The organism is Actinoplanes sp. NPDC051494, from assembly GCF_044454705.1.
GTDB lineage: Bacteria > Actinomycetota > Actinomycetes > Mycobacteriales > Micromonosporaceae > Actinoplanes.
Map to the genome: position 1 here is coordinate 1,196,359 of NZ_JBITDZ010000002.1, position 23,248 is coordinate 1,219,606.

Annotated in this window: 23 protein-coding genes; 3 read left to right on the forward strand and 20 right to left on the reverse strand. The window is 69.8% G+C overall.

The genetic code is table 11. The annotated features are described in order from the left end of the window. Positions 1–966 carry an L-histidine N(alpha)-methyltransferase gene (gene egtD / locus ACIA6A_RS12220; protein ID WP_396097654.1) on the forward strand — a complete coding sequence of 322 codons (966 nt, stop codon included), beginning with the start codon at positions 1–3 and terminating at the stop codon, positions 964–966. On the opposite strand, the gene ACIA6A_RS12225 is transcribed toward egtD, so the two are convergent. From ACIA6A_RS12225 to ACIA6A_RS12270, 10 genes are all read right to left on the reverse strand, one after another. After that, positions 963–1,553, reverse strand: coding sequence for a TetR/AcrR family transcriptional regulator (locus ACIA6A_RS12225; RefSeq protein ID WP_396097545.1), 591 nt, complete (start codon positions 1,551–1,553; stop codon positions 963–965). The genes egtD and ACIA6A_RS12225 overlap by 4 nt on opposite strands. After that, positions 1,553–2,758, reverse strand: coding sequence for an acyl-CoA dehydrogenase family protein (locus ACIA6A_RS12230; protein WP_396097546.1), 1,206 nt, complete (start codon positions 2,756–2,758; stop codon positions 1,553–1,555). The genes ACIA6A_RS12225 and ACIA6A_RS12230 overlap by 1 nt, the downstream gene beginning before the upstream one ends. Next, positions 2,758–3,747: a phosphotransferase family protein gene (locus ACIA6A_RS12235; RefSeq protein ID WP_396097547.1), complete on the reverse strand. Its 990-nt coding sequence runs from the start codon at positions 3,745–3,747 to the stop codon at positions 2,758–2,760. Before ACIA6A_RS12235 ends, ACIA6A_RS12230 begins: the two co-directional genes overlap by 1 nt. Continuing rightward, on the reverse strand, positions 3,744–4,508 hold the full coding sequence (locus ACIA6A_RS12240; protein WP_396097548.1) for an SDR family oxidoreductase: 765 nt from the start codon (positions 4,506–4,508) through the stop codon (positions 3,744–3,746). Before ACIA6A_RS12240 ends, ACIA6A_RS12235 begins: the two co-directional genes overlap by 4 nt. Next, positions 4,505–5,260 (reverse strand): SDR family oxidoreductase, encoded by a 756-nt coding sequence (locus tag ACIA6A_RS12245; RefSeq protein WP_396097549.1) that lies wholly within the window; start codon positions 5,258–5,260, stop codon positions 4,505–4,507. The genes ACIA6A_RS12240 and ACIA6A_RS12245 overlap by 4 nt, the downstream gene beginning before the upstream one ends. Before the next feature lie 107 nt (positions 5,261–5,367). Next, positions 5,368–6,633, reverse strand: coding sequence for an ABC transporter substrate-binding protein (locus ACIA6A_RS12250; RefSeq protein WP_396097550.1), 1,266 nt, complete (start codon positions 6,631–6,633; stop codon positions 5,368–5,370). After that, positions 6,630–7,616 (reverse strand): branched-chain amino acid ABC transporter permease, encoded by a 987-nt coding sequence (locus ACIA6A_RS12255; RefSeq protein WP_396097551.1) that lies wholly within the window; start codon positions 7,614–7,616, stop codon positions 6,630–6,632. The genes ACIA6A_RS12250 and ACIA6A_RS12255 overlap by 4 nt, the downstream gene beginning before the upstream one ends. Then, positions 7,613–8,491 (reverse strand): branched-chain amino acid ABC transporter permease, encoded by an 879-nt coding sequence (locus ACIA6A_RS12260; RefSeq protein WP_396097552.1) that lies wholly within the window; start codon positions 8,489–8,491, stop codon positions 7,613–7,615. The genes ACIA6A_RS12255 and ACIA6A_RS12260 overlap by 4 nt, the downstream gene beginning before the upstream one ends. Before the next feature lie 8 nt (positions 8,492–8,499). Then, positions 8,500–9,207 (reverse strand): ABC transporter ATP-binding protein, encoded by a 708-nt coding sequence (locus ACIA6A_RS12265; RefSeq protein ID WP_396097553.1) that lies wholly within the window; start codon positions 9,205–9,207, stop codon positions 8,500–8,502. Positions 9,208–9,231: 24 nt separating this feature from the next. Beyond that, positions 9,232–9,930, reverse strand: a complete 699-nt coding sequence (locus ACIA6A_RS12270) for an ABC transporter ATP-binding protein (RefSeq protein ID WP_396097554.1) — start codon at positions 9,928–9,930, stop codon at positions 9,232–9,234. A gap of 330 nt (positions 9,931–10,260) precedes the next feature. On the opposite strand from ACIA6A_RS12270, the gene ACIA6A_RS12275 reads away from it, so the two are divergent. Further along, positions 10,261–11,658 (forward strand): DUF4328 domain-containing protein, encoded by a 1,398-nt coding sequence (locus ACIA6A_RS12275; protein ID WP_396097555.1) that lies wholly within the window; start codon positions 10,261–10,263, stop codon positions 11,656–11,658. A 13-nt stretch (positions 11,659–11,671) separates the two neighbouring features. On the opposite strand, the gene ACIA6A_RS12280 is transcribed toward ACIA6A_RS12275, so the two are convergent. The 9 genes from ACIA6A_RS12280 to ACIA6A_RS12320 all read right to left on the reverse strand — a co-directional run bounded on the left by ACIA6A_RS12280 (position 11,672) and on the right by ACIA6A_RS12320 (position 21,064). After that, positions 11,672–12,289 (reverse strand): alpha-ketoglutarate-dependent dioxygenase AlkB, encoded by a 618-nt coding sequence (locus tag ACIA6A_RS12280; RefSeq protein ID WP_396097655.1) that lies wholly within the window; start codon positions 12,287–12,289, stop codon positions 11,672–11,674. A 52-nt stretch (positions 12,290–12,341) separates the two neighbouring features. Continuing rightward, positions 12,342–12,800: a hypothetical protein gene (locus ACIA6A_RS12285; RefSeq protein ID WP_396097556.1), complete on the reverse strand. Its 459-nt coding sequence runs from the start codon at positions 12,798–12,800 to the stop codon at positions 12,342–12,344. A 15-nt stretch (positions 12,801–12,815) separates the two neighbouring features. Next, entirely contained in the window at positions 12,816–13,718 is a 903-nt protein-coding gene (locus tag ACIA6A_RS12290; RefSeq protein ID WP_396097557.1) for a succinate dehydrogenase/fumarate reductase iron-sulfur subunit, read from the reverse strand. Further along, a complete protein-coding gene (locus ACIA6A_RS12295; protein WP_396097558.1) occupies positions 13,715–15,595 on the reverse strand; it encodes a fumarate reductase/succinate dehydrogenase flavoprotein subunit in 1,881 nt (626 codons plus the stop codon). The genes ACIA6A_RS12290 and ACIA6A_RS12295 overlap by 4 nt, the downstream gene beginning before the upstream one ends. Positions 15,596–15,611: 16 nt before the next feature. Further along, positions 15,612–16,400, reverse strand: coding sequence for a hypothetical protein (locus ACIA6A_RS12300; protein ID WP_396097559.1), 789 nt, complete (start codon positions 16,398–16,400; stop codon positions 15,612–15,614). 127 nt (positions 16,401–16,527) lie between these two features. Beyond that, a complete protein-coding gene (locus ACIA6A_RS12305) occupies positions 16,528–17,196 on the reverse strand; it encodes a hypothetical protein (protein ID WP_396097560.1) in 669 nt (222 codons plus the stop codon). Positions 17,197–17,232: 36 nt separating this feature from the next. Beyond that, on the reverse strand, positions 17,233–17,961 hold the full coding sequence (locus ACIA6A_RS12310) for a hypothetical protein (protein WP_396097561.1): 729 nt from the start codon (positions 17,959–17,961) through the stop codon (positions 17,233–17,235). A 284-nt stretch (positions 17,962–18,245) separates the two neighbouring features. After that, positions 18,246–19,625 carry a TldD/PmbA family protein gene (locus tag ACIA6A_RS12315; protein ID WP_396097562.1) on the reverse strand — a complete coding sequence of 460 codons (1,380 nt, stop codon included), beginning with the start codon at positions 19,623–19,625 and terminating at the stop codon, positions 18,246–18,248. Further along, positions 19,622–21,064, reverse strand: a complete 1,443-nt coding sequence (locus tag ACIA6A_RS12320) for a TldD/PmbA family protein (RefSeq protein ID WP_396097563.1) — start codon at positions 21,062–21,064, stop codon at positions 19,622–19,624. Before ACIA6A_RS12320 ends, ACIA6A_RS12315 begins: the two co-directional genes overlap by 4 nt. A gap of 92 nt (positions 21,065–21,156) precedes the next feature. Between ACIA6A_RS12320 and ACIA6A_RS12325 the strand changes: the two genes are divergently transcribed. Then, a complete protein-coding gene (locus tag ACIA6A_RS12325) occupies positions 21,157–22,692 on the forward strand; it encodes a diguanylate cyclase (RefSeq protein WP_396097564.1) in 1,536 nt (511 codons plus the stop codon). A gap of 18 nt (positions 22,693–22,710) precedes the next feature. Here the strand turns inward: ACIA6A_RS12325 and ACIA6A_RS12330 are convergent, their stop codons facing one another. Continuing rightward, positions 22,711–23,247, reverse strand: coding sequence for a Uma2 family endonuclease (locus ACIA6A_RS12330; RefSeq protein WP_396097565.1), 537 nt, complete (start codon positions 23,245–23,247; stop codon positions 22,711–22,713). Between the last annotated feature and the right edge of the window lies 1 nt (position 23,248).

Sequence of the window (23,248 nt, forward strand, 5' to 3'; positions counted from 1 at the left end):
ATGCTCGACATCCACATCGAAGAGCACGACATCGACCGCCAGTTGCGTGCCGACGTCGCTCTCGGCCTGGCCGCCGAGCCGAAATGGCTGCCGCCGAAGTGGTTCTACGATGCCCGTGGCAGCGAACTGTTCGAGGAGATCACCCGCCTCCCGGAGTATTACCCGACCCGTGCCGAACGCGCGATCCTCACCGAGCGGGCCGCCGAGATCGCCCTGCTCACCGAAGCGAAAACGCTGGTGGAGCTCGGTTCCGGCTCGTCGGAGAAGACCCGGTTGCTGCTCGACGCGTTCCAGCGGCGGGGCACGCTGGGCGCGTTCGTCCCGCTCGACGTCTCGCGTACGGCTCTCGCGGAAGCGGTCGCCGCGCTGACCGCCGACTATCCGGAGCTGTCCGTCCGGGGCGTGGTCGGCGACATGATCGACGACCTGCGGCATCTTCCGGACGGCGACAACCGGGTGGTGGCTTTCCTCGGCGGCACGATCGGCAACCTGGTCCCCTCGGAGCGTGCCATGTTCCTGTCGGCGCTGCGTGCGGTGCTCGGCGAGGGGGAGTGGCTGCTGGTCGGCACCGACCTGGTCAAGGATCCGGCCGTCCTGGTCCCGGCCTACGACGACGCGGCGGGCGTGACGGCGGCGTTCAACCACAACGTCCTGCACGTGGTCAACCAGCGCCTCGACGCCGACTTCGACGTGGATGCGTTCGCCCACGTCGCGGTCTGGGACCCGGCCCAGGAGTGGATCGAGATGCGCCTGCGCGCCACCACCGCGCAGCGGGTCCACGTCAAGGCGCTCGACCTGACGGTGGAGTTCGCGGCCGGCGAGGACCTGCGTACCGAGATCTCCGCCAAATTCCGCCGGGAGGGTGTCGAGGCCGAGCTGGCGGCGTCGGGTTTCGCCCTGCGCCACTGGTGGACGGACCCGCAGGGCCTGTTCGCGGTCTCCCTCGCCCAGGCGGTGACCGTCTAACGGGTCAGGAGTGCGGTGACCGTGCGGGTCAGCGCGGCGCGTGCGGCTTCGACGTCGAGGCCCATCGCGTCGCGCAGGGTGCCCCAGGCCGGCCAGGTGCTGGTGGTGGTCAGCGCGTTGAGCAGGTCCTTGTCGTCACCGATCTCGGGGAACAGCGACGCGAGTTCGTCGCTGACCCGGATCGTGTGGCTGCGGCGGTACTCCTGCAGCGCCAGGGAGAACGGCTCCTTCAGCGCGGAGGCCTTGGCGGCGGGGGCGATCAGCTCCAGCATCCGGGCCCGTTGCCGGCAGTAGGCGTCGATCCGGCGGTCCAGCGGGAGGTCGAGCGGGATCGGCTCGTACGCGGCGTCGCGCTGGTCGAGGATCAGCTGACCGCTCGCCGCGAACAGCGCTTCCATGTCGGCGAAGTGGCTCCACAGCGCGCGCAGCGAGACGCCGGCCTGTTTGGCGATGCGGTCCGCGGTGGGGCGCAGGTCGCCGTCGCGGATGAGGGCGACGTGCGCTTCGACGATCGCCGCCCGGGTCCGCTCCGAGCGTGCGGTGCGGCCGTCGATGCGCTGGGTCGGTCGGGGTGAAGCGGCCGGCATCAGGCCCTCCGGTAGCGGTTGAGTTCGCGGCGGGCGAGAGATCGCTTGTGGACCTCGTCCGGTCCGTCCGCCAGTCGCAGCGTACGGGTGGTGGCCCAGAGCCGTGCCAGCGGTGTGTCCTGCCCGACCCCGGCGGCCCCGTGGGTCTGCACGGCCTTGTCGATGATCCACTCGACGGTGGCCGGGACAATGATCTTGATGGACTGGATCTCGGTGTGCGCACCCTTGTTGCCGACCGTGTCCATCAGCCAGGCGGCCTTGAGCACCAGCAGCCGGGCCTGCTCGATCCGGACCCGGGAGTCCGCGATCCACTCCTGGACCACCCCCTGCTCGGCGAGCGGCTTGCCGAACGGGGTACGCGTCAACGCCCGCGTGCACATCAGCTCCAGCGCGCGTTCGGCCATCCCGATCAGGCGCATGCAGTGGTGGATGCGTCCCGGGCCGAGGCGCGCCTGGGAGATCGCGAAACCGGAGCCCTCCTCGCCGATCAGGTTGCCGGCCGGGACCCGGACGTCCTCGAAGATCACCTCGGCGTGGCCGCCGTGGTCCCCGTCGTCGTACCCGAAGACCGTCATGCCGCGCTCGACACGCAGGCCCGGGGTGTCGCGGGGGACCAGGATCATGCTCTGCTGCACGTGCCGGGCGGCGTCCGGGTCGGTCTTGCCCATCACGATGAAGATCGCGCAGTTCGGGTTCATCGCGCCGGAGATGTAGAACTTCCGCCCGTTGATCACGTAGTCGTCGCCGTCACGGACGATGCGGGTGCCGATGTTGGTCGCGTCGGAGGAGGCGACCTCGGGCTCGGTCATCGCGAACGCCGAGCGGATCGCGCCGTCGAGCAACGGCCGCAGCCACCGCTCGCGCTGGTCGGCACTGCCGAACTCGGCGAGCACCTCCATGTTGCCGGTGTCCGGGGCGGCACAGTTGAGCGACGCCGGCGCGATGATCGGGCTGCGGCCGGTGATCTCGGCCAGCGGGGCGTACTGCAGGTTGCTCAGCCCGGCACCGTGCTCCCCGGGCAGGAAGAGGTTCCACAGCCCGGCGGCCTTGGCCCGCTCTTTCAGCCCGGTCAGCATCGGCGGCGGTGACCAGTCGTCGCGGTAGTCCGCCTCGAATGCGGCCTCGGCGGGGTAGACGTGCTCGTCCATGAAGGCGAGCAGGCGTTTGCGGTAGTCCTCGGTCTTCTCGTCGAACGCGAAGTCCATCAGTTTCCCTCCACCAAAGTGCCGTCCAGGGCGGCGTGGCCGCGCGCGACGAGCGGCGCCACCATCTCGCCGACGGTGTCGAAGCCTTCGCCGAGGGTCTGGCCCTGGACGAAGCGGTAGTGCACGCCCTCCAGGATGACCGCGAGCTTGAAGGCGGCAAATCCCACGTACCAGTGCAGGTCGGAGACGTCCCGGCCGGAGCGTGCGGCGTAGCGGGCGGCCATCTCGTCCACCCCGGGATGCCCGGGGATCGAGAGCGGGGTACGCCCGTCGAGCAGCGGGCGCCCGGCGTACACGAGCATGAGCGCGACATCGCTGAGCGGGTCGCCCAGGGTGGACATCTCCCAGTCGAGCACGGCGTTGACCTGCAGCTCGTCGCCGATCAGCACGTTGTCGAGCCGGAAGTCGCCGTGCACCACCGAACCGGGCCCACCGGCCGGGATCTCGGCCGCCAGCCGGGCGTGCAGCTCCTCGATCCCGGGCACGTCCCGGCTGCGGGACGCGTCCAGCTGTTTCTTCCAGCGGCGCACCTGCCGCTCGTTGAAGCCCTCGGGCCGGCCGAAGTCACCGAGCCCGATCGCGTCGGGGTCGAGCGCGTGCAGGTCGGCCAGTGTGTCCACGAGCGACAGCACGAGGCCCCCGATTGCCGGGCCGAGCTTCTCCAGCGGGACCGGATCCCGGTAGATCGTCCCGTCGACGTGCTCCATCAGGCAGAACGGTGCCCCGATGACGTCGGTGTCCGTGCACAGCCGGATCGGCCGGGGCGCGGGGAACCCGGCGGCGGAGAGCGCGCCGAGCACCTTGTGTTCACGGACCATGTCGTGCGCGGTGGGCAGCACGTGCCCGAGCGGCGGCCGGCGCAGCACCCAGCGGCTGGTGCCGTCGCTGACCGCATACGTCAGGTTGGACCGCCCGCCGGCGAACATCGTCGCGGTCAGTTCGCCGGTCCCGAGGTAGGAGCGCAGCCGCTCGAGGTCCAGGCCCTTCACGCCTCGGCGCTCCGCTGGATCTTGTTCATGCCGCCGAGCCAGCGGTCGGTCTCGGCGGCCCGGCGCAGGTAATACTCGCCGACCTCGGGGTGCGGCAGGATCAGGAAGCTGTCGCCCTTCAGTGCCTGGCTGACCACCTCGGCGACCGCTTCGGGCTCCAGCGCCCCGGCGGCGAGCAGCGCTTTGCTGGCGCTCTGCCCGTCGTTGGCGAGCATGGCCGTGTTGACGCCCTGGGGGCACAGCGCCTGCACGGTGATGCCCCGGTGGGCATAGGTCGCCCGGAGCCATTCCGCGAAGCCGAGCGCGGCGTGCTTGGTGACCGAGTACGGCGCGCTGCCGAGCAGCGTGAGCAGGCCGGCGGCCGAGACGGTGAACAGCAACCGGCCCCCGTCACCGTCGAGCCATCGGGGCAGTAGCGCCCGGGCGACGTACACATGGGACATGACGTTGACCTGCCAGGCCTGATTCCATACGGCGTCGTCGGCGTCGGGCCCGCCGGTGGAAAGGATCCCAGCGTTGGCGCAGAACAGGTCGCAGCCGCCGAGCTCGGTGAACGTCGTGTCGACGAGCCGTTGCACATCGGCCTCGTTCCCGGCGTCACCCGGCACGGCCAGCCCGCCGATCTCGTCGGCCACCGCCCGCGCGGCCGCCGCGTCGAGGTCGTTGACGACAACCCGAGCACCGTCCGCGGCGAACCGCCGGGCGAGTGCCGCGCCGATCCCACCCCCGGCCCCGGTGACGACAACCCGCTGGGCGCTCACTGGCCGGCGCCCGTCAGCGTGATGCCGCCGTCGAGCACGAGCGTCTGCCCGGTGATCCAGGTCGCGTCGGGGGAGCAGAGGAACGTGACCGCTCCGGCCACGTCCTCCGGCACGCCGAGCCGCCCCAGCGGGTAGCCGGCCGCCACCTGTTCCTCGCGGCCCTCGTACAGCGCGGTAGCGAAGCGGGTCTTGACGACCGCGGGTGCCACCGCGTTCACCCGGACCTTGGGGGCGAGTTCGACCGCGAGTTCCTCGGTGAGGTGGATCAGCGCGGCCTTGGTGACGCCGTAGAAGGCGATTCCCGGCGCCGGTCGCACCCCGGAGATCGAGGAGATGTTGACGATCGATCCGCCGGTGTCGGTGAGCCCGCCGCGCAGGCCCTCCTGCACCCAGCCGAGGGTGCCGAGCACGTTGACGTCGAGCATCTTGCGGGCGGCGCCGAGGTCGAGACCGGCCAGCGGACCGTACGCGGGATTGATGCCGATGTTGTTGACCAGCACCGACACCGGTCCGAACGTGCCGAGCACGGTGTCGATCACCTCGGCCCGATGGCCGGCGTCGTCACCCTTGCCGGGTATCCCGATGGCGACCTCCTCGCCGCCGAGGTCCTTGACCGCGGTCTCCAGCGCCTCGGCGTTGCGGCCGGTGATGCAGACCTTGGCGCCCTCGGCGACGAACCGCTGGGCGATGGCGAACCCGATTCCCCGGCTGGCACCGGTCACGACAGCGACGGCACCGGACAGCTGCGACATCCGCGCGAACCCCCAAAAGTTATTGCACTAATTGTGCTTAATACTACGGAGTGACCGCCCCGCCGCCAACCCTGCATCGCGCCGGCGGCGGGGCGCAAGGATTTGACCTATGAAGCCGCCGGAATCCCATTCGCGGGCGGTGCGGGCGGTGCGGTGGAGTACGCCGTGACCGCGCCGGCCGCGTCGTCGGTCGTGAACGGGGTGCCGAAATAGGTCTGCTTGCCGCCTTCGACCCGGCTGAGCTGCTCACCCGCGTACCCGGAATGGTCGGTCTCCGAGAACCGCACCGGGACCAGCCCCGGGCCCTGGAAGCCACCCTTCTCGACCGCCGCGATCAGCGCGTCGCGGGTCAGGTCCTTGCCCGCGGCCTGCAACGCCTGCACGAACAAATACGCCACGGACATGCCGTAGACCTCGTTGTTGCCGAGCTCGGCCCCCGCGTTGTACTGCGTGTTGACCTTCTTGAACAGCTGGATCCACGGGTTGGCCTCGTCGGTGGCCAGCGGCAGGTAGTTCGCCGAGATCATCCCCTCGGTCAGCGGCGCCGCGGCCCCCAGCGACGTGGTCAGCGTGGCGAGATCCGCACCGACCTGCGAGACCACGAACTGCGGCTTGAACGCCAGCTTCGCCGCGGTGCCGATGCTCAGCGCGGTGAACCCGGGCACGGTGGCCAGCATGACGACCTGGCAGCCGGCCTGCTTGAGCGCACCCATCTGCGGGCCGACGTTCGGGTTGCTCGTGACGTACGACTGCTTCGCGGCGACCGGGCCGAGCACCTGCTCGATGCCGGCCAGGCTGTCCTTGCCGAAGTCGTCGTCCTGGCCCAGGAAGCACACCTTCTTGCCGACCTGGGTCTGCTTCACGTGACTGGCGAGGATCTTGCCCTCGACCGTGTAGTCCACGTTGAACCCGAACGTGCCCGGATACTTGTCGGGCTGGTTCCAGCTGCGACTGCCCGACGCCACGAACAGGTCCGGCACCCGGTTGGTCTTGAGGAAATCGAGCACGCCGGTGTGCGTGGGTGTGCCCAGCCCGTTGAGGATCGCGAACACTTTGTCCTGCAACACCAGTTCCCGTACGACCTGCTGGGTGGTGGCCGGGTTGTAGGTGTCGTCCATGATCTTGTAATTGATGGTCCGTCCGTGCACGCCGCCGTTCGCGTTGACGTAGTCGAAGTACGCCTTGGACGCCGGCGCGATCCTCGAATACCCGGCCGCGGCGGGCCCGGTGAGCGGCATGTGCGTACCGATGGTGATCTCTTTGTCGGTGACGCCGGGGGTGTTCGCGCTGCTTCCCCCGCCACCGCTCTCACTGCAGGCGGTGGTGGCGGCGGCAAGGGTTATGACGGTGAGGACGGACCAGAAACGTCTCATACCTTTCTTCTCCTTGTGCGTAGGGGGCGGAGCGCGGCAATCCCGCCGGGAGCGGCGAGCATGACGACGACGAGGGTGATGCCGAACAGGGCGAGCGGCAGGTTGCCCTCCAGCCGCTGCACGTCGATGCCGTCGGTGACCGAGTGGGCCAGCGCGGGCAACGCGACCAGCAGCACCGCTCCCCACACCGCGCCGGCCAGGCTGCCGAGCCCGCCGATCACGATGGCCATCACCAGGAACAGCGACAACGACAGTGGGAAGGCGCCCGGCGACACACTCTGGGCGAGCACCGCGAACAGCGCGCCGCCGAGCCCGGCGCAGGCCGCACTGACGACAAAGGCCAGCACCTGGGTACGAGCGACGCTCACGCCCGACAGCCGCGCGGCGGTCTCGTCGTCCCGGACGGCTCTCAGCTCCCGCCCGAACCGGCCGCCGATCAGCAGCTGGAGCAGCACCAGGGTGACGATCGCGGCACCCCACGCCAGCCACGCCTGCCACTGCTCGACGGTGACCGTCGCGGGCGGCGGCTCGAGCGCGACCGAGAGCCCCTGGTCGCTGTTGAACGTGCCGTCGAACGTGCTGGTGATCGCGGGCACGACCACCGCCACGGCCAGCGTCAGCCCGGCCAGGTAGGGCCCGCGCAACCGGGCGGCGGCGAGCCCGACGACCGCCCCGGCCGCGGTGGTGACCAGCACCGCGGCGGTGAGCGCCAGGGTCAGCGGCCAGCCCGCGTTCACGCTCAGCGCCAGCGTGTAGGCACCGGTCGCCATCAGCGCGCCGTGCCCCAGCGACAGCTGCCCGTTGAGCCCGGTCAGCACGGTCAGGCCGGCGGTCACGCACAGGTAAGCGCCGACAGTCGCCAGCTGATAGGTGCGGAACGGTGGCAGCACCAGGGTCAGCACCACGACGACCACGGCCAGGGCGAGCGTCCACACCAGCCGCCGGTCGACCGGCAGGGATCTCCGCAGGGTCGCGACGCTCATACCGCCCTCGCCGCCGATCGGGAGAACAGGCCGCCGGGCCGGCCCAGCAACACCACGACCAGCAGGATGAGTACGGCGATCGGGGCGACCGTGGCCCCGAGATAGCCGCTCACGTAGGACAGCAGGAGCCCGACGATCAGCCCGCCGAGCACCGAGCCGGGGGCGCTGTCCAGCCCGCCGACGACCGCGGCGGTGAACGACGAGACGAAGACGATGTCCATCGCGTTCGGGTGCAGCCCCAGCTCGGTGGGGAGCACCAGCATCCCGGCGAGCGAACCGACCGCCGCGGCGAGCGCCCAGCCGAGCGTCAGCATCCCGCCGACGTTCACCCCGAGCAGCCGCGACACGTCCGGCGCGAACGCCGAGGCCCGCATCCGCAGCCCGGTGTGGGTGCGGGTGAACAGCAGCGCGAGCAGCCCGACCACGATGCCCACCGCGGCGAAGACGAACAGGTCGAAGCGGGACAACAGCGCCACCCCGCCGACCGTGAACGCTTCCCGGCTGAACGGCGCGTCCGCCGGCCGGTACTCGTTGCCGAAGATCATGCCGAGCACCCCCTGGATGACCAGCACCAGCCCGAGCGCGACGACCACCCCGTTGAGCGGTGACGAATGGTCGACGAAGCGCATCACCACCCGCTCGGTGACCGCGCCGAGCACCAGCCCGGCGACGATCGCGACACCGAACCCCAGCCAGTACGACCCGGTCGCGGACGAGACCGAGAACCCGGCGTACGCGGTGGCCACGGCCATCGCCCCCTGGGCGAAGTTGACGATCCGGGTGGCGCGCCAGATGAGCACGAGTGCCAGGGCGAACGCGGCGTACACCGCGCCCCGGCTCAATCCGTCGAAGGTGAGGAACACGAAGCGGTCCATGGCCGTCCTTAGAAGCCGAGGTAAGCGTGCCGGAGCTCGTCGTCGATGGAGGTGCCGCGGGTGACTATGCGGCCGAGCGACAGCACCACCGCCTCGTCCGCGATCGCCAGCGCACCCCGCACGTTCTGCTCGACCAGCAGCACGGTCAGCCCGGTCTTGTCCCGCAGCGTCCCGAGCAGCGTCATGATCTGCCCGGTGATCCGCGGCGCGAGCCCGAGCGACGGCTCGTCGAGCAGCAGCAACCGGGGCCGCCCGACCAGGGCCCGCCCGAGGGCCAGCAGTTGCCGCTCGCCGCCGGAGAGCTGGTGCCCGGGAAACTTGCGCCGCCGCGCGAGCGGTTCGAACAGCTCGTAGACCTCGGCCATCGCCGTGCGCACATCGGCGCGGTCCTTGCGCCACAGCCCGCCGAGCCGCAGGTTCTCGTCGACGGTCAGCTCGGTGACCACCCCACGACCCTCCGGGACATGCGCCACCCCGCGGCGCACCATCTCCTCGACCCGGACCCCGCGCAGGTCCTTGCCGTCGAGCAGCACCCGGCCGTGGGTGGCCGGAAGCAGGCCCGAGAGGGTACGCAGCAGCGTCGTCTTCCCCGCCCCGTTGGCCCCCAGCACGGCGGTGATCGACCCGGTCCCGACCTCGAGCCCGACATCGTGCAGGACGGGAACGGAGCCATATCCCGCACTGAGACTCTCCGTCCTGAGCAGCACATCACTCATGCTGTGCCTGCCTTGTGCATGCGCTCATGCTGCGGCCCCCAGGTAAGCGTCAGCGACGGCGTCGTCGTTGCGGATCGCTTCAGGGGTGCCATGGGCGACGGGCTTGCCGAAGTCGAGGACCAGGATCTCGTCGCAGACCGCCATGACCAGGTCCATGTGGTGCTCGACCAGCAGCACCGAGCAGGTCAGCCCTCTGACAAGATCGCCGAGCTCCTCGATCTCGCGCACCCCGAGCCCGCCCGCCGGCTCGTCGAGCAGCAGCAGCCGGGGCTCGGTGACCAGGGCCCGGGCCAGCGCGACCCGTTTGCGGATCGCATACGGCAGGCTGTTCGGGCTCGCCTCGGCATGGCTGTCGGCACCGCACCGTTCCAGCGCCGCCATGGCCCGCTCCCGGTCGGCATTGCCGACCAGAACGTTCTCCAGGACGGTGAGGCTGGGGAAGAGCCCGACCCCCTGCAACGTACGGGAGATGCCGCGCTTGCTGAGCTGGTGCGGACGAGCCCGGAGCGGTCGCCCGTCGAGGTGGAGCTCACCGGCCGAGGGGCCGACGAAGCCGCAGATCACGTTGAAGAGCGTGGTCTTGCCGGCGCCGTTGGGCCCGATGACCCCGACGGTGCGCCCGGGCGGCACCCGCAGCGAGACGCCGTCGAGGGCGACCAGGCCGCCGAAGCGGACACCGATGTCGTAGAGGGATAGACCTTCGGACGGGATCTGGCGCGTCATCGTCACCTCGGCTGTCGTCCTCAGTGGAAGATCGCTATTTACACTTGGAGTGTAGATACTTGAGACGTCGTGTCAATGGTCTGGAAACGTCACCGTCAACATGCACCGTATGCCCCCGTCGGCCTTTGTGGACCGCCCACTTTCCTCGCTTGTCCCGGACGGGCAAAACGACGACGGCCCAGCCTGTGGATAACTCTGTGGAAGACCGCTCTGAACTGGGAATATGCTCGTTATCCACAGGGCGGGAGTTCGGGGCAGCGCGGAGTGCTCCGGAGCGGATATTCTTCGTCACCGCCCTGAGCCGGGCACGAACCTCCCCGGGAAGCAGACATGAACGAGTACCCGCCCCACGCCTACCCGCAGTACCCGCCCGGCCAGGTGGCCTACGCCCCGCCCCGGCCGGCCCGCATCCCGGCGCTGACCGCGACCGTGGCGCTTGTGGTGACCATGGTGGCGGCGGTGCTCACCCTCGTGACGGTGATCTGGATCGACGGGGAGGTCCGCGCCAAGGGGCTCACCCTGGACGAGGCCAACCCGTACAACCTGGATGTGCTGGCCATTTCCGCCATCGCCGTCGTGGTGACGGCGGCGACCTTCCTGTTCGGCGCCATCTCCTTCATCGTCTGGCTGTACCGGACCCGGGCCAACCTCGAGGTGTTCGGCGCCGACCTGCGCTGGGTCAAGGGCTGGACCATCGGCGGCTGGTTCATCCCCCTGGCCAACCTGGTGATCCCGCTCCTGGTGATCAAGGAGATCGACGCCGCGAGCGAAGCCGGCAGCCAGGGCCCCCGCAGCCGCATCCCCCGCGCGATCTTCTACTGGTGGGCCACCCTGTGGACCACGTTCATCGTGTTCAACCGGGTTTTCTCCAGCACCTCGGTCTCCGACCCGGGCACCGGCACCGGCATCCTGATCGCCGTCCTGGCGACCATCCTCGAGATCGCGGCGGCGATCTGCGCGATCCTGCTGATCCGCCGCATCATGCAGAACCAGGACGCCCACATCCGAGCGATGGCCGAGCGCTATCCGCAGGGCTTCCCGACCCCGCCGGCCCACTTCGCCCCGCCCGGCTTCGGAGCCCCGCCCGGCTTCGGAGCCCCGCCCGGCTTCGGAGCCCCGCCCGGCTTCGGAGCCCCGCCCGGCTTCGGAGCCCCGCCCGGCTTCGGAGCCCAGCAGGGCTACGGCGCACACCAGGGCTACGGCGTACCGCAGGGCTACGGGGCATCGCAGGGCTACCCCGACCCGTTCGGCCCGCCGCAGAACCAGCCGGGCCATCTCGTGCGGCCCGCCTACCCAGAGCAGTCCACCGGCTACCCGCAGCAGCCGGCCCAGCCGCCCTACGGGGCCCAGTCGCCGTACGCGGCGCCGTCGCCTTACGCGTCTCAGCCGTTCCACCCAATGGCAGCGCCCTATGCGGCACCGTCGCCCTACGCGGCCCAGCCGCCCAGCGAGGCGGCGTCGCCGTACGCGGCCCAGCCGCCCAGCGAGGCGGCGTCGCCGTACGCGGCCCAGTCGTCCGACCCGGCTGGATCGCCCTACGCGGTCCCGTCGTTCTCCTCGGCCCAGCCGTCCATGGCGCCGCACGATTCCAGCGAACCGCCGTCGGACCCTTGGGCACACCCTGTGCCGCCACCGCCCGCTGCCTTCGCGGACCCGACCGCCGCGCCTTCGTCGCCGCAGCAGCCCAGCCCGTGGACGCCGTCGGGCGACGGGCGGTCAGGAGGCTGATGGCGCCGGCCGGTCAAGCCACGTTGATCGGCCGGAACTGCACGCTCACCCGGGGTCCCACCGGGCGGGCCGTCTTGGGGATCGCGTGTTCCCAGGTCCGCTGGCAGGACCCGCCCATCACGATCAGATCGCCGTGCCCCTGGGGGAACCGCAGCGTCTCCGCCTGGCCGGACCGGGGCCGCAGCATCAGGTTGCGTGGCGACCCGAAGGACACGATCGCGACCATCGTGTCCTCGCGGGCGGACCGGCCCAGCGTGTCGCCGTGCCAGGCCACGCTGTCCTTGCCGTCGCGATACAGGCACATCCCGGCGGTCACGAACGGCTCGCCCAGCTCCGCCGCGTAATAGGCCGACAGCTGTTCCCGGGCTTCCGTCAGCGACGGATGCGGCAATTGCTCGTCGCGGCCGAACCAGCGCAGCAGTCGGGGCACGTCGACCACCCCGTCGAACATCTGTCGCCGCTCCGCCCGCCAGCCGACGTCCTCCGCCAGCAGCGCTTCGAAGATCTCGTCCGATCCGCTGACCCATCCGGGCAGCACGTCGACCCAGGCGCCGGCGGTCAGCTGGTGCCGCACGACCCGGCCACGCAGCGGCGTGAGAGCGGCCGCTTGGCCACCCATGAGGTCGAGCATCGACGGCTGGTAGGAGCTCACGCAGCTATATTAGTACATCAGTGCGAGAAACTCAGCCTTCCTCGTGCCGGTTGGCTCGCAGGGAGTCCAGCCGGTCCTGGGCCCGTTTGACCGCGGCCCGGGAGCGTTCCAGGAAGGCGTCGCTGCGGTCGAGCCGGGCGACCTCCCGGGCGAACGCCCCCTCGATGCGGACGGCGGGGTCGGCCGGGTCCGAGCCGGGTACGGCCTCGCGCTGATCGAGGACCCGTTCGCGGGCGGTCGCGTTGTGCTCGCGGCTGTCGGCGAGTGACTCGCGTTCGTTGGCTTCCTCGTCGCGGCGCTCAGCGGCAACCTCACGGTGCGCGACCATTCTCTCGCGTTCGGCGAGGAGCCGCTCGAGTTCGTGGAGGACCTCCTCGAGCCCGGCCAGGCGCTGCTCACGGCCGTCGAGCATGCGCTCGCGGCCGTCGAGCTCCCGCTGTCGATCGTCGAGGTGACGGCTGCGGGCATTCCATTGGTCGTCAGGAAACACGCCCTGATGGTTCCATCAGTCGGGCCGGGTCGTCGAAGAAGGGTGCTGATAGGTGATCTCGGTCAGCGGGAACTCCTGGTCACCGAAGGGCGAGGGGCCACCGGACTGGCCGGAGAGCAGCTCGGCCACCTCGAGCGGCTCGCTGACCGGGGCAGGCGCTTCGAGCTCGTCGCGGCGGAAGATCTTGCGGCCCAGCCACACCAGGGGGTCGTACCGCCGGTCCACGACTCTTTCTTTCATCGGGATGATGGCGTTGTCGGTGATGTGGATGTGCTCGGGGCAGACCTCGGTGCAGCATTTGGTAATGTTGCAGAGTCCGAGCCCCTGCTGGGCCTGCGCATACTCCTTGCGGTCGGTGCGGTCGTCGAGCGGGTGCATGTCCAGTTCCGCCGCGCGGATGAAGGATCGCGGGCCGCTGAACGCGGGTTTGTTCTCCTCGTGATCGCGTACGACGTGACAGGTGTTCTGGCACAGGAAGCACTCGATGCACTTGCGGAACTCCTGCGACCGTTCCACATCGATCTGCTGCATCCGGTATTCGCCGGGTTCGAGGCCGGGCGGCGGTGCGAACGCGGGCGTCTCGCGGGCTTTCGTGTAGTTGAAGGACACGTCCGTGACCAGGTCGCGGATGACCGGGAACGTTCGCAGCGGCGTGATCGTGACGGTTTCGTCGTCCTCGAAGGTGGACATCCGCGTCATGCAGCCGAGCCGTGGTTTCCCGTTGATCTCCATGGAGCAGGAGCCGCATTTGCCGGCTTTGCAGTTCCATCGGCAGGCGAGGTCGGGGGTCTGGGTCGCCTGGAGCCGGTGGATGATGTCGAGCACGACCTCGCCGTCGTTCACTTCGACGTCGTAGTCGCGGATCTCGCCGCCCGCCGGGTCTCCCCGCCAGACCCGAAAGTGACGCCTCGCGCTCATGCCAGCTCCTCGTCGGTCAGGTATTTGCTCAGCTCGCCGCGGTCGAACAGGTCCAGCAGCTCGGGTCGTATGACGGGCAGCGGTTTGCGTTCCAGATGCACGTCACCGGCGTCGTCGAGCGAGCAGACCAGGTTCACCTTGCGCCATTGCGGGTCCATCCTCGGGAAGTCCTCACGGGTGTGCCCGCCGCGGGATTCCTCGCGTTCCAGGGCCGCTTTCGCGGTGCATTCCGAGACGACCAGCATGTTGCGCAGGTCCAGGGCGAGGTGCCAGCCGGGGTTGTAACGCCGGCCGCCGGTCGCGCCGACGTTCGCCACTCGCGCTTTCAGTTCCTGCAGCCGTTTCAGCGCGTCGGTCAGCTCACCCTCGCGTCGGATGATGCCGACGAGGTCACCCATCACCGTCTGGAGGTCCTGCTGCAATGTGTACGGGTTCTCGCCCGCCTCCCGTTCCAGCGGCGCGAGTGCGCCGGCGGTGGCCGACGCGAGATCCGCGGCGTTGATTTTCGGCCTTTTCTCCAACCCGGATGTGTACGCGGCCGCGTGCTCTCCCGCCCGTCGGCCGAATACCAGCAGGTCGGAGAGGGAGTTGCCGCCGAGCCGATTGGAACCGTGCATCCCGCCGGACACCTCACCGGCCGCGAACAGTCCGCGTACCCGTCCGGACGCGGCGGTGGTGTCCGGGTCGACCTCGACGCCGCCCATCACGTAATGGCAGGTCGGGCCGACCTCCATCGGCTCCTTGGTGATGTCGACGTCGGCCAGTTCCTTGAACTGGTGGTACATCGACGGCAGCCGCCGGGTGATCGTCTCAGCGGGCATCCGGGTCGACACGTCCAGGAAAACTCCGCCGGATTTGGTGCCCCGCCCGGCCTTGACCTCGCTGTTGATGGCCCGGGCCACCTCGTCGCGGGGCAGGAGTTCCGGCGGGCGGCGGTTGTTGTCCGGGTCGGTGTACCAGCGGTCGGCCTCCTCCTCGGTGTCCGCGTACTGCTTGCGGAACACGTCGGGGACGTAGTCGAACATGAACCGTTTGCCGTCGGAATTGCGCAGGACACCGCCGTCGCCGCGTACGGATTCGGTGACCAGAATGCCTTTGACGCTGGGCGGCCAGACCATCCCGGTCGGGTGGAACTGCAGGAATTCCATGTTGATCAGCGTCGCGCCGGCCCGCAGCGCCAGCGCGTGACCGTCCCCGGTGTATTCCCAGGAATTCGACGTCACCTTGTAGGACCGACCGACGCCACCGGTGGCGAGCACGATCGCGGGCGCCTCCAGCAGTATCAGCTCCCCGGATTCCCGGTAGTAGCCGAACGCCCCGGCGACCTGGTCGCCGTCGAGCAGCAACTCGGTGATCGTGGTTTCCGAGAACACCCGCAGCCGGGCCTCGTAGTTGCCGGTCTCGGCGAAGTCCTCCTGCTGCAGCGACACGATCTTCTGCTGCAGGGTCCGGATCAGTTCCAGTCCGGTACGGTCGCCGACGTGCGCGAGCCGCGGGTATTCGTGCCCGCCGAAATTGCGCTGCGAGATCTTGCCGTCCTTGGTGCGGTCGAACAGCGCTCCGTACGTCTCGAGCTCCCAGATCCGTTCCGGGGCCTCCTTGGCGTGCAGTTCGGCCATCCGGAAGTTGTTGAGGAACTTGCCGCCGCGCATGGTGTCGCGGAAGTGCACCATCCAGTTGTCGCGGCTGTTCACGTTCCCCATCGCCGCGGCGGCGCCACCCTCGGCCATGACGGTGTGCGCCTTGCCGAACAGCGATTTCGAGATGATCGCGGTGCGTTTCCCGGCCATCCGGGCCTCGATGGCGGCCCGTAGTCCGGCCCCGCCGGCCCCGATGACCACGACGTCGTACAGGTGCCGCTCGATACGCGAAGTCATTGTGCTGCGCCGTCCTTCAGCTGATGAAGCGCGGGTCGGGCCACCAGCCGGCCGCGAGCGCCATGATGTAGAAATCGGTCAGGGCGAGGGTGCCGAGGGTGATCCAGGCCAGCATCATGTGCCGGGCGTTGAGTTTCGAGACGAGAGTCCAGAATCGGTACCGCACCGGGTGCCGCGAGAAGTGCTTCAGGCGTCCACCGACGATGTGCCGGCAGGAATGACAGGACAATGTGTACGCCCACAGCATGATCACGTTGATGCTGAGGATCAGATTGCCCAGCCCGACGCCGGTCCCGAACGAGCGGACCGCGTCCCAGGTGTTGATGACCGAGATGATCCCGGCGGCGTAGAACGCGTACCGGTGCAGGTTCTGGAAGATCAGCGGGAATCGGGTCTCGCCGGTGTAGGTGGCGTGCCCGTCGGGCACCGCGCACGCCGGTGGGGAGAGCCAGAATGCCCGGTAGTACGCCTTCCGGTAGTAGTAGCAGGTCAACCGGAAGAGCAGGAGGAACGGCAGGGTGAGTGCAGCCTCGGGGATGAGCCAGAAGCTCGGCAGTGGCGTCCCGAACTCAGCGGACCCTGCCACGCACCGGTCGGTCAGGCACGGAGAATAGAACGGGGTCAGATAATGGAAGTCCGCCACGTAATACCACTTGTGCATGAACACCCGGACGGTCGCGTAGACCACCCAGGCGGTCAATCCGGCAAACGTCACCAGCGGTGCGATCCACCACCGGTCGGTCCGCAACGTCCGGGCGCTGATCGCGGCACGCTTCGCACCCGGACCCGTTGCTGTCGTCGTCATTGACGTCTCCCAGACAGGTAGAACTGTCAGCGGGCGCGCCTATTGACCACCGTGTGCGTCCGCAATGTGTGGCACACGTTACAACGAAGGTCATGAGTTGTCTGCGGGTCACTCTGGGTGATCTTGGTCAGAGATCGGGAGCCTGCAGCCGCCGGATCGGCCCGGCACACCCCGAAGGGGAGAGTCGTACCAGCTCATCGCTGACGGCCCGGCCCTCGGCGTCGCGCGGGGCAGCATAGAAAGCGGGCGCGTCCCCACCCAGAGCTTCGGCATACGCTGTCCGCGCGTCGACCAGTTGCCGCCACCCGTCGGCAGCCCGCCCGGCCGGCAGCTGTCCGATGTAGATACGCAACGCGGCGTTCTCGTCCCGGACGGCGTCGGCCCGCGCCGCGGTCGCTGTGGTCGCCCCGGGCGGAACGAGGCGGTTGAGCTGTCCTTCCAGTTCGAGGCAGGCGGCATTGTGAACCTGCCGCTCCTCCTGAAGCTCATCGGCATCGTCCCGGAACCCGGAAACCGCGGCGACGACAGCCACCCCGCCGGCACAGAGCACCGCCACGATCAGCGCGGCCCCGGCCCCGACCGCCCCGAGGAACCACCGCCGGCGCCGCCGCTTCGCCGGATCGACCTCGGACCCGCCCGCCGAGAACCGGGCAGCCCGGGTCCGCCACCCACTCGGGCGGTCGTCAGCCGCCGTGTCCGTCTCGTCCCCGCCCGGCAGAATGCTGTCCGGCCCGTCCGTACCGGCCGCGTATGGTTCACCCGGCGACGGCGGCTGGTCCTGCGGCGTCTCGCTCACCGGCTCAGTGAAGCACGCCGGTCAATGCTGCGCAGGTCAGCCGGGGTAAGGCTGGTCCTCGCCCCACCAGGCGGTGAACAGTGCGGTGAGTTGTGCCTTGACCCCGTCACTGATCAGCTCGAAGGATTCGCCCATCAGTGGCCGCATCGCGGTGTCGTAGACCTCTCGGTGGTCTTCGATCGAGGGGCAGATGAACACGGTGAGGATGCGCAGCGCGCGCAGAAGATCCGCGCCGACGGGAAGCACGTGGGATCTCAGCAAGGTGGTCAAAGCGGCCCAGAACCTGTCCACAACGAGGTCGGCGACCATGCGCCAGAGTCCTGGTGGAAAGTGTCTCAGGACGTTCTCGGCGAACATGGTCCGGACGGCATCGGAGAGGACGTCGCATCCTTGCCTGAACAGCTCGATCAGCTGGATCAGTCCGACGAGCCACGCGCACCACGTGTGGTCGGCCAGCTGTAGCTTGATCGTCCTGGCGGTCGCCGGGTCCTTGGCAAGTCTGTCGATCTCCGCGGAGATCTCCGGCCACGGTTGTTGCACGATCTGCTCTCCGAGGATGGTGACCCGGCCGAAGTCGTAGGAGCGGGGGCGGTGTGGTGGGGTGCCGCCGAGGTGCTCGGTGAGGTCCAGGCGGGCGAGATTGAGGTATCGCTGGCGGTTTCCGGAATTGGTGCTGGGCCGTCCGGTGTGCCTGTCGGTCTCGATGCTCGCCACGAGATCGTGCCGCAAGGCGGCCCGCCGTGCCGGTGATCCGCTGAGTGTCACCCAGCCTTTCATGCCGTGGAGCGACCCACCGCACGTGGCGCACTCGCAACCAGGATTGCGCGCGTTCTCGCAGTTCGTCGGGTGATGGGTCGCGGCCACGCAGGCACCGTCACTTCGGGATCAGCATTGCTCCACGTCAATGAATGATCACCCTAGGTGATTGCCGCGGGGGTGCCAACGGCCGGGCGGCGGCTCAAGTTCTGGCATTTCGCCCGGCCGGTGGGCATCGTCGCTGGTCGACGGCGTGGTGCGCCGCGGCCCCGCGGGCCGCTGTCGGGCATCTGTCAGCCGGATGCGTTGCCGGTCAGGTTCCAGGAGGCCAGGTGCAGAGCCGGCGCCGTGTAGCGCACGCCCGACCAGCGGTCCGGCAAGGACACCGCCGTCGTTCCCACGCCGAGGACCGATCCCGGGCCGAGGGCCTGGGGGTAGTTCTGGGTGAAGCGCATGTTGCCCACCGCCGCGGTCACCTCGCCGTCCTCGACCAGCCAGACGCCGTTGCGGGTGAGGCCGGTGATGACGAGGCTCTTCTGGTCGAGGACCCGGGTGTACCAGAAATCGGTGATCAGCAGCCCGCGCCGCATGCCGGCGACCAGGGCCCGCGCCGAGGACGCCGTCGGGCTCCGATCCGGCGAGGACGGGGAAGTGGCCGCGGCACCAGCGGAAGCGTGCAGGTGCAGGTTGTGGGCGATCGGCCCCCAGGAGCGGGACGCCGCGCCCGCGTGCCCGGTCGACACCGTGCCGGCCGCGGCCGCCGAGGTGCGGTCGTGGCTGACCGCCCGGGTCACGCCGTTCTCGACGAGGACGAGGGTGTCGCGCGGGGTGCCCTCGATGTCGAACGGCAGTGTCGCGCCGAGTGGCTCATCGGTGATGGTGATCGTGGGGTCGAACTGGGTGGTGCCGAGCGCGGCGAACGACTGCTGCTGGGCGAAGGCCTTGCCGTTGAAGCCGAACCCGGCCAGGTTGTCGAGCAGGTCGGCCACCGCGGTCGGCTCGAGCACGACCTCGTAGTGTCCCGGCGGCAGCTCGATGGCCCGTCCGGCGGCTCGGGCCTTGGCCGCGGCCCGGGCCCCCATCGGCGCGCCGTCCAGGTCGCTGATCCGGCCGCTGGCGCGCCGGGACACCCCGTCGGCGCCGTCGAGCCGGGCGATGCCGTCCATGGCCGCTTCCGCCGTACGTCCGTGGGCGGTTTGCCCGGCGGTGTTGACGTAGCCCCCCGAGGTGTAACTGGTGCGGCAGAAGCCGGCCGTCTCGAGCCCTTCGGCGGCGTCCACGAAGTCACGGACCAGGTCGGCCCGCTGCTGCGGGGTGGCGGCGGCGGTGGGCTCGTCGAAGTCCGGGGCAGGGACCGCGGACGAGGGGGTGAGCCCGGACCAGGCCTGATCCGGCGGGCACAGCCGGGCCGCCGCGATCGTGCGCTCCACCAGCGACCGCAGACCGTCGGCGTCGGTCACGGTGGTCGAGCCGCCGGCCGTGCGCCCGTCGACGTGCAGCCGGAGCCGCACCGTGGTGGTGGCCTCGGCGACGTTCTGGTGGATCGCCGAGTTGGCGAACCGGGTCAGCGCGTCGGCACTGTGCACCGCCACCACCTCGGCCTCGGCTCCCGCGCCGGCGAGGTGCCGGGTGAGCTCGACGACGCGCCCCGCCAGGTTCTGTTCGGAACTCATCCGTGGACCCCCACTCGTACGTTGGTGAACCGGGCCGGTGCCGCCGGGTGGCCGGTGTGACCGATCTGGCCGGGCTGGCCCTTGCCGCAGTTGGGGGTGCCCCAGGCGACCGTCTCGGAGGAGAGCATGTCCATCGACTGCCAGAACTTGGGGCCGATGCCGGTGTACGTCGGGTTGCGCAGCATCCGCCCGCGCCGGCCGTTCTTGATCTCGTAGCCGATCTCGCAGCCGAACTGGAAGTTGAGCCGCTTGTCGTCGATGGACCAGGACCGGTTGATGTCCATGAGGACGCCGTCGTCGGTGGCCGCGATCATCTCGTCGAGCGTGTGCGGGCCGGGTTCGAGACCGACGTTGGTCATCCGGACCATGGGCAGCCGGGCCCAGCCGTCGGAGCGCACGCTGCCGGCGTAGTCGAGCCCGGCCATGGCCGCCGAGTCGCGTCCGGCCAGGACACCCACCCAGATGCCGTTGCGGACCGCGTCGCGTTTGGCGGCGGGGGAGCCCTCGTCGTCGTAGCCGAAGCTGCCGAGCGCGCCCGGGATGGTCGGGTCGATGGTGATGTTCATCAGGTCGGAGCCGTAGCGCAGGCTGCCGAGCTGGTCGAGGTCGAGCCAGGAGGTGCCGGCGAACGCGGCCTCCCAGCCGAGGATCCGGTCGAGCTCGATGGCGTGCCCGACGGATTCGTGGATCTGCAGCGCGAGTTGTTCGCCGCCGAGGATCAGCGTGGTCTCGCCGGACGGGCACAGCGGCGCGGTCAGCAGCTCGCGGGCCTCCTGTGCCATCCGGGCCGCGTTGTCGGTCAGCGCGAGCTCGTCGACGAGTTCCCAGCCCCGGGTGCCGTACTGACCGCGGTGCGACGGCCAGGACCGGCGCTGGATCTCACCGTCACCGTAGGCGCTGGCGGTGATGCCCGCGCCGCACTCGCGGATGTGCTGGTCGATGCGGTGGCCGTCGCTGGACGCGAACCACTTGCGGGTGTCCCAGATCTGGTAGATGCCCTCGGCGAGGTCGGCGCCGGCGTCACGGGCCGCGGCGGTGGCCGCGACCAGCAGGTCACCCTTGGTGGACAGCGGCACCGACAGCGGGTCGATCAGGCACTCGCTGGCCCAGCTCGCGGTCCGGCCGGCGGCCGGGACCAGGTCGATCGCGGGTCCGGGGACCCGGGCACTGGCGGCGGCGATCTCCGCGGCCCGGCGCCCGGCCGCGCGGGCGGCGGCATCGGAGAGATCGGGTACGGCGTAGAAGCCCCAGCTCGACCCGACCAGCGCGCGTACGCCGATGCCGGCGCTCTCGTCCGAGCTCAGGTCCTCGATGTCGCCGTCGCGGGCGCTCATGGTCTCGGTCCGTCGCAGCATGACCCGGGCGTCGGCGTACCGTGCCCCCGCGTCGAGTGCCGCCTGGACCGCGGCCCCGGCCTCATCGAAGTGATCAACGCTCATGGCTAGACCCTATGACGTTCTCCTTAGATGTCGCTCGGCGAAGCCGAACGGTACGGTCACGGGAAGGTCTGCGGCCGGATTGGGGTGGGACGATGGCGGAGCACCGCCACCTGCCCGAGCTCATCTCGCCGTACGGTCCGTTCGCCGCGCTGGCGTTGCACGTCCACGAGCTGACCATGCTGGGCCGGCAGGCGGAGACGCTGGTCGCCGCGGATCATGCGGAGGCGGTGGCCAGCGCGTTCGGTGACGTGCGCACGCTGCGGTCGATCAGGCTCGCCCGGTTGTACGCGCTGACCGCGCTGGGCCGGCTCCAGGAGGCCCTGGCGGTCGGCGAGGAGCTGACCACGCCCGCCGGCCCGCGCGCCACCGACGCCAAGATCCTCGCGGACACCGGTGAGGTGCTGCTGCGGATGGGGCGCATCGACGACGGGCTGCAGCATCTGGCCCGCGCGATGGTCATCCTGGACACGGCCCCGCGCGGCAGCGTCCGGTACGTCTCGGCGATGTATTCGCTGTGTGACGCGGCGAAGGTCGCCGAGCTGTTCGAGCTGGCGGACGAGTCGATGGCCGTACCCGACGGGATCTTCGATTTCAGTGAGCAGTATCGGTCGGCGGCCGATCAGCAGCGCGCCGAGCTGCGCCTGGAATGGGGTCTGCGGCTGGAGCAGGTCGGTCAGGAGTGGGAGGCCCAGCGCCTGTACTCGACGAGTGTCGAGCTGCTGGAACGCTGGCGCGACCCGGATGGCCCGCTGACCAGTGCGCTGCTCGCGCTCGGCCTGGCCAAGATCGGCCGGCACAAGGAGTCGCTGGACCTCATCGGCGAGCTGCTGATGCCGGCCCGCCTGACGGGTCAGGACCACGAGGCGCGCCTGCTGCACCTCGCCCACGGCGTCGTCCTGCGCGACACCGGTGACCTGCGCGGGGCCCGCCGCGAGTTCCTGGCCGCCGACGAACTCGCGGCCCTGCCGGCCCAGCGGCTGATCTACCGGTACGAACTGGCGGTGCTGGCCACCCTGGAATTCCCCGGGGAACAGGCGCAGTCGGTGCTGGCCGCCCTGCGTGGCCAGCTGGAGATGCTGTGGCGCCTGCGCCTGGACCGCCGCGCCATGCTGCAGCAGGCCCAGCGCCGGCTCGAGCTGGAACTGGCCCGCACGACCGCGGACCAGGCGGCGACCTCGGACGCCCTGACCGGCCTGGCCAACCGCCGGGTGTTCGACCGCCGCATCGTGTCCGCGGTGACCGGCGCCCTGCTCCTGATCGACGTCGACCGCTTCAAACTGATCAACGACGCGTTCTCCCACGGCGTCGGCGACACGGTCCTGCGCGAGATCGCCGGGGTCCTGCGCACCGCCTGCCGCCACGACGAGGTGGCCATCCGCTTCGGCGGCGACGAGTTCGCCATGTTCCTGTCCGCGGGCGAGCGGGAGGCCCGCCTGGTGGCCGAACGCATCCGCACGGTCATCCTGACCCGCGACTGGTCCGACATCGCCCCCGGCCTGCGGGTCACCCTCAGCATGGGTCTGGCCACCACCCGCACCGGCGAATCCGGTACCGACCTCTACGACCGGGCCGACGCCAACCTGTACGCCGCGAAACGGGCCGGCCGCAACCGCCTCGCCGCCGCCTGACTCACTCCGGGTTGCGGCTCACCGTGGCGGCAACAGCTCCGTCGTGTCGATGTCGACGACGACCGGCTCCCGCAGGTGCAGGGTCTCGCCGAAAGGTGTCACCGAGTGCTCGACGTAGTGTTTCTCGGTCAACTGGTAAAGGTGCAATGCGCCCGTTTCCTGCTCAATGAGCAGATACCACGGAATTCCGGCGGCCGCGTAATAGTGCAACTTGAGGACTTTGTCGGCGGAGGCGTTGGAAGGCGAGACGATTTCGCAGACCAGGAGGACCGCCGCCGCGTCGATGACCAGTTCGTCGAAATCGATGCCGGAGGTGATGACGACGTCAGGAATCGGGATCCGCCCCGATTGCAGCCGGACGTTGACCGCCTCGTGCACATAGAGCCCGGCCTTGCGGGTGGCCTGCCTGAACGCGAACGAGAGCTCGGTCGAGATGTGCTGGTGCCGGGGTGTCGGCGCCGGGGTCACGAGCAGGCTCCCGTCGAAGAGTTCAACCCGCTCGGGGGCTTCGCCGAGTGCCAGGAACTCCCTTTCGGTCCACGTGTGGGACGACATG

Coding starts and splice junctions, on each gene's coding strand:
- ACIA6A_RS12295 (WP_396097558.1), bottom strand. CDS start 15,595: ATGACTTCGCGTATCGAGCGGCACCTGTACGACGTCGTGGTCATCGGG.
- ACIA6A_RS12290 (WP_396097557.1), bottom strand. CDS start 13,718: ATGAGCGCGAGGCGTCACTTTCGGGTCTGGCGGGGAGACCCGGCGGGC.
- ACIA6A_RS12325 (WP_396097564.1), top strand. CDS start 21,157: ATGGCGGAGCACCGCCACCTGCCCGAGCTCATCTCGCCGTACGGTCCG.
- ACIA6A_RS12230 (WP_396097546.1), bottom strand. CDS start 2,758: ATGGACTTCGCGTTCGACGAGAAGACCGAGGACTACCGCAAACGCCTG.
- ACIA6A_RS12250 (WP_396097550.1), bottom strand. CDS start 6,633: ATGAGACGTTTCTGGTCCGTCCTCACCGTCATAACCCTTGCCGCCGCC.
- ACIA6A_RS12270 (WP_396097554.1), bottom strand. CDS start 9,930: ATGACGCGCCAGATCCCGTCCGAAGGTCTATCCCTCTACGACATCGGT.
- ACIA6A_RS12245 (WP_396097549.1), bottom strand. CDS start 5,260: ATGTCGCAGCTGTCCGGTGCCGTCGCTGTCGTGACCGGTGCCAGCCGG.
- ACIA6A_RS12265 (WP_396097553.1), bottom strand. CDS start 9,207: ATGAGTGATGTGCTGCTCAGGACGGAGAGTCTCAGTGCGGGATATGGC.
- ACIA6A_RS12260 (WP_396097552.1), bottom strand. CDS start 8,491: ATGGACCGCTTCGTGTTCCTCACCTTCGACGGATTGAGCCGGGGCGCG.
- ACIA6A_RS12320 (WP_396097563.1), bottom strand. CDS start 21,064: ATGAGCGTTGATCACTTCGATGAGGCCGGGGCCGCGGTCCAGGCGGCA.
- ACIA6A_RS12255 (WP_396097551.1), bottom strand. CDS start 7,616: ATGAGCGTCGCGACCCTGCGGAGATCCCTGCCGGTCGACCGGCGGCTG.
- ACIA6A_RS12280 (WP_396097655.1), bottom strand. CDS start 12,289: ATGCTCGACCTCATGGGTGGCCAAGCGGCCGCTCTCACGCCGCTGCGT.
- ACIA6A_RS12330 (WP_396097565.1), bottom strand. CDS start 23,247: ATGTCGTCCCACACGTGGACCGAAAGGGAGTTCCTGGCACTCGGCGAA.
- ACIA6A_RS12225 (WP_396097545.1), bottom strand. CDS start 1,553: ATGCCGGCCGCTTCACCCCGACCGACCCAGCGCATCGACGGCCGCACC.
- egtD (WP_396097654.1), top strand. CDS start 1: ATGCTCGACATCCACATCGAAGAGCACGACATCGACCGCCAGTTGCGT.
- ACIA6A_RS12275 (WP_396097555.1), top strand. CDS start 10,261: ATGAACGAGTACCCGCCCCACGCCTACCCGCAGTACCCGCCCGGCCAG.
- ACIA6A_RS12315 (WP_396097562.1), bottom strand. CDS start 19,625: ATGAGTTCCGAACAGAACCTGGCGGGGCGCGTCGTCGAGCTCACCCGG.
- ACIA6A_RS12300 (WP_396097559.1), bottom strand. CDS start 16,400: ATGACGACGACAGCAACGGGTCCGGGTGCGAAGCGTGCCGCGATCAGC.